The following is a 4,506-nucleotide window of genomic DNA, read 5'->3' as shown; positions in this document are numbered from 1 at the left end:
CGAGCGCATCGACGTAGAACGCGATCGCCTCGTCGTAGTCGCGGACCAGCAGCGCGGTCAAGCCGAGGCGTTGCATCGGTGTCGGATGGAGAGGATGAGCGGATGGCACGAAGCTCGTCCGGCCTGGTTACTTCTCCAAGTACTGCGCGAAGGCGGCCTTGTCGTGGGCCTTGGCGTAGGCTTCCTCGCCGTCGATGGCGCCCGCCATGAGGAAGGCGAGGATCGACTGGTCCATCTGCACCATGCCGTCCTTCTTGCCCGTCTGGATGATGGACGGGATCTGGAAGGTCTTGCCCTCGCGGATCAGGTTGGCGACGGCCGGGGTGCCCACCAGGATCTCGTGCGCGGCAACGCGGCCGGCGCCGCCCTTCTTGCGCAGGAGCTGCTGCGCCACCACGCCGCGCAGGCTCTCGGACAGCATGGCCCGGATCTGCGACTGGAGCTCGCCGGGGAAGGTGTCGATGATGCGGTCCACCGTCTTGTGCGCGCTGTTGGTGTGCAGCGTGCCGAACACCAGGTGGCCCGTCTCGGCCGCCGTGAGCGCCAGCGAGATCGTCTCCTGGTCGCGCATCTCGCCCACCAGGATCACGTCCGGGTCCTCGCGCAGCGCCGCCTTGAGCGCGCTGGCGAAGCTGTTGGTGTGCGGGCCCACCTCGCGCTGGTTCACGAGCGCCATCTGGTTCCTGTGCACGAACTCGATGGGGTCCTCGATGGTGAGGATGTGCTCCGGCCGCGTGCTGTTGATCAGGTCGATCATGGCCGCCAGCGTCGTGCTCTTGCCGGAGCCGGTGGGCCCCGTGACCAGCACCAGGCCCTTGTTCAGCTTCGTGAAGTTGCGGATGGCGTCCGGCAGCTTCAGCTCGTCGGCCGTGAGCACGCGCGAGGGGATCACGCGGAACACGGCGCCGGGGCCGCGGTGCTGGCGGAACAGGTTGCCGCGGAAGCGCGCCACGCCGGGGATCTCGTACGCGAAGTCCAGGTCGTTCGTCTCCTGGTAGCGCTCGCGCTGGTACGGCCGCAGGATCTCCAGCAGCAGCGCGTTCATGTCCTGCTCGGTCAGGTCGCGGAACTTCACGCGCTGCATGTGCCCGTGCACGCGCAGCACCGGCGGCCCGCCGCAGCTCAGGTGCAGGTCGGAGCCGCCCGCCTGCACCAGTGCGCGCAGGAACTGGTCGATGCGGTGGACCTTGGGGGCCTCGGCTGGGCCGGCGGCGTTCAGCGTCTGCTCGGACATCTCCTGCTCGTTCTTCAGGACCAGATCAGCTCGGCTCCCGCGGCGCGGAGGCAGAGATCGAAGTCGTGGGGCAGCGCCGCGTCCAGCCCGGACCGGCAGTGGAACGCAACCAGCGGCGCCACCCGCCGCGCCGCCTCCAGCTCGGCGGCGCCCAGGCCGTCCACGTCCAGCGTCAAGGCCTGGAGCGCAAACGATGCCAGCCCGCTCAGCGTCTCGGAGAGCGAGCCGCGCACCAGCAGGTACAGCAGCCCCGGCGCCACGGCCACTGGCCGGTCCGACAGGTGCAGCGACCGCACGTCCGGCCCGAGCACCACCGCGGGCAGCACCGGGAACGTCGCCTCCAGCGTCTCGGCCGAAGCCTCCGCCCGCTCCGGCGAGCCCGCGTCGTGCGGAGGCGCGCCGTCCGGCTCGAAGTGGAACGCGAACTCCTCGATCGCCCCGGCGGCGGGACGCGCATAGTGGTCGGACCACACGTCCGTGTCGGGGGCGTCGAACGAGCCCGAGCCCCCCGTCGTTCCCGCATCTCCCGTGTCGTCGGAAGATGCGGGAACGGCTGCTTCGGGCGAAGCGGGCGCGGAGTGCGAGGCCACGCGCAGGACCGCGCCGCCGCCCGCGAGCGCCTGGCGGATGCGGGGTAGGAGCGCGTCGTCCATGCGCGCGGCGGCGACGGACGCGGGCACGCCGTGCGCCAGGTCCGCGCTCCACTCCAGCGCGTCGCCGCGGCCCACCGCGCGGCACTCCACGCGGCGCGCACCCAGCGCGGCGGTGGTCACCAGCGCCGGCCAGCTGCGGATGCCGTGCACGGGCGACTGCGGCAGCGGCGACAGGGGCGAGACGATGGATTCCATCTCCGCCGTCCACTCCGCCCCCAGCGCCCGCGTCACCGTCTCGGCCGTGCGATACCAGCCGACCGCGCGGCCCGGGCGCACCGAGACGCCCACCGCGGACGCGCCCTGTTCCACCGCCTCGTCCACCAGCCGCTCGAACGAGATGGCGGGGCCGCTGCCCACGTGCACCGCGTCGATCAGCTCGCGGATGGTCTCGGGGAGGGAGAGAGCGGCCTCCACCCGCGCGGCGCCGGTGAAGCGGCGCACCTCTTCCAGCTTGTCCACGTCGCCGGGGTTGTCGAGCACCACGGTGACCACGTCGCCGTTGCGGAGGACGGGCAGCACCAGGTGCTCGCGCGCCCACGCGGCGGGCACCAGCGCGGCGACCGCACGGTCGATGTTCTCCGGCCGAAGCTGCACGAAAGGCAGGTCCATCTGGTCCGCCAGCGACCACTTCAGCTCGTCGCCGGTGAGCAGGCCCATGGCGACCAGCGCATCGCCGAAGTAGCCGCCGTGGGCGCGCTGGCGCTCCAGCGCGCGGTCCACGTCGGCCGGCGTGATGCGGCCGAGGTCCACCAGGATCTGCCCGATCGTCCTGCGCTGTCTGTGCATGGTCCGCCCGTGCGGAGGGGTTCGGGGTGCCCGTCGTTCTCGTCCGTCCAGCCGCCCGTGGCACTCTGCGGCGCCCGATAAGGCCGCGCCGCATCCGCCCGCCGCCGCGTCCGCGCCGAAATCTCAGCGGGAGGTTTGAGCGGCAGGCCATCGTCCGCCCGCCATCCATCGACCAGCGGGCCCTGAGAACCTGCGCCGGCCTGTGGAATCTCAGCCGGCGCGCGGACGCGTCACAGGCCCATGTGGCGGAGGATGGCGTCGCCGGCGGCGGCGGTGCCGAGCGTGCCGCCCAGGTCCGGCGTGGTGTCGCCGGCGTGGATGGCGACGCGGACGGCGGTCTCCATGCGCGCGGCCGGGGCGTCGTGGCCCAGGTGGCGCATCATCATGGCGGCGGTGAGGATGGCGGCCAGCGGGTTCGCCAGCTCCTTGCCCGCGAGATCGGGCGCGGACCCGTGCACCGGCTCGAACAGCGACGTGCGGCCGGGGTGGATGTTGCCCGACGCGGACAGCCCCAGCCCGCCCGCCAGCTGCGAGCCCAGGTCCGAGAGGATGTCGCCGAACAGGTTGCCGGTCACGATCACCTGGTAGCGCTCCGGGCGGCGCACCATGTCCATGGCGAGCATGTCCACGAACAACGCCTCGGCCTCGATCTCCGGGTAGTCCTTCTTCACCTCGGCGAACACGCGGCGCCACAGGCCGCCCGCGAACTCCATCGCGTTGGCCTTGTCGCTCATGGTCACGCGCGTGAGCCCGTTCGCGCGCGCGTGCTCGAACGCGGCGCGAACGATGCGCTCCACGCCCTTGCGCGTGTTCACGTCTTCCTGCACCGCGACCTCGTCGGGCGTGCCTTGCTTGAAGGTGCCGCCCATCCCCACGTACACGCCCTCGGTGTTCTCGCGGAAGATGACGAAGTCCACGTCTTTCTCGCCCTTGTCCTTGAGCGGCGTGAGGCGCTCGTCCAGCAGCTTCACCGGGCGGAAGTTGATGTACAGGTCCAGTTTGAAGCGCAGCCCCAGCAGGATCTGGCGTGCGTGCTCGTTGCCGGGCACGCGCGAGTCGCCCATGGCGCCCAGCAGGATCGCGTCGTAGTTGGCCGAAAGGTCGGCGAACTCGTCGTCGGTGATGGTCTTGCCCGTCGCCAGGTAGTGGTCGGCGCCGTGCGGCCACTGCACCAGCTCCAGCGGCACGCCCGCGTCTTCGCAGACGGCGCGCAGCACCTTGCCCGCCTCGCGGGTGACCTCCTTGCCGACGCCGTCTCCGGCGATCACCGCAATGCGTGCCATGGACCGTGTGCCCGGGGATTTCGTTACTCTCGGAAAGGCCTGAAGATACCCGCCCCCGCCGAACCCCGTCAACGGCACGGAGCGGGAGATGCGAGGCTGTACACACGGCTTACGGGAGATGCAGGGCAGGTCCATCAGCCGCGACGCAAGCGAGCGGGAGATGTGGTGCATGCGGCAACCTCCGGTGGTACGAAGTCACAAGCCGTGAACTGCGGCCGCCCCGCGGTCGTACGCGATTCCGCGCGAGATTTCCCCGTGTTCACGGCAGAGGAACGCGAAATCGCGTCAGGTCGGTAGGGGCCGACCTACGTGTCGGCCTGTGGTCGGGAACGCGAGGGTGCCGCGTCGAACCGAGAGATTCATGCGGCCGAGGCGCAGGCGGACGAGCAGGTACGCACCACACAGGGCGGGTGGATATCTCGTGTCTGTCCCTGTTCGCCGTACCCGAAAAACGATGTGCGGCGGGAGACTCGCGCGGCGTGACGTGGCGGCGTGCGCGGAGCACGCGAGGCTCACGCCGCGGTCGGGGAGACCCCGGACGGAGGCGGGC

Annotated in this window: 3 protein-coding genes; all 3 read right to left on the bottom strand. The window is 71.1% G+C overall.

The window, feature by feature from the left end:
* Window positions 1-127: 127 nt before the first annotated feature.
* The 3 genes from VFE05_21165 to VFE05_21155 all read right to left on the bottom strand — a co-directional run bounded on the left by VFE05_21165 (window position 128) and on the right by VFE05_21155 (window position 3,956).
* Window positions 128-1,234, bottom strand: coding sequence for a type IV pilus twitching motility protein PilT (locus tag VFE05_21165; protein ID HET6232599.1), 1,107 nt, complete (start codon window positions 1,232-1,234; stop codon window positions 128-130).
* Window positions 1,235-1,248: 14 nt separating this feature from the next.
* Window positions 1,249-2,673 carry a hypothetical protein gene (locus VFE05_21160; protein HET6232598.1) on the bottom strand — a complete coding sequence of 475 codons (1,425 nt, stop codon included), beginning with the start codon at window positions 2,671-2,673 and terminating at the stop codon, window positions 1,249-1,251.
* Between the two features lie 230 nt (window positions 2,674-2,903).
* Window positions 2,904-3,956, bottom strand: a complete 1,053-nt coding sequence (locus VFE05_21155; protein HET6232597.1) for a 3-isopropylmalate dehydrogenase — start codon at window positions 3,954-3,956, stop codon at window positions 2,904-2,906.
* Between the last annotated feature and the right edge of the window lie 550 nt (window positions 3,957-4,506).

The organism is Longimicrobiaceae bacterium, from assembly GCA_035696245.1.
GTDB lineage: Bacteria > Gemmatimonadota > Gemmatimonadetes > Longimicrobiales > Longimicrobiaceae > DASRQW01.
This window is presented reverse-complemented; position numbering and strand designations above follow the sequence as displayed.

What these genes read in the sequence shown, in the direction of transcription:
- VFE05_21160 (HET6232598.1), bottom strand. Translation starts at nt 2,673, where the DNA reads ATGCACAGACAGCGCAGGACGATCGGGCAGATCCTGGTGGACCTCGGC.
- VFE05_21155 (HET6232597.1), bottom strand. Translation starts at nt 3,956, where the DNA reads ATGGCACGCATTGCGGTGATCGCCGGAGACGGCGTCGGCAAGGAGGTC.
- VFE05_21165 (HET6232599.1), bottom strand. Translation starts at nt 1,234, where the DNA reads ATGTCCGAGCAGACGCTGAACGCCGCCGGCCCAGCCGAGGCCCCCAAG.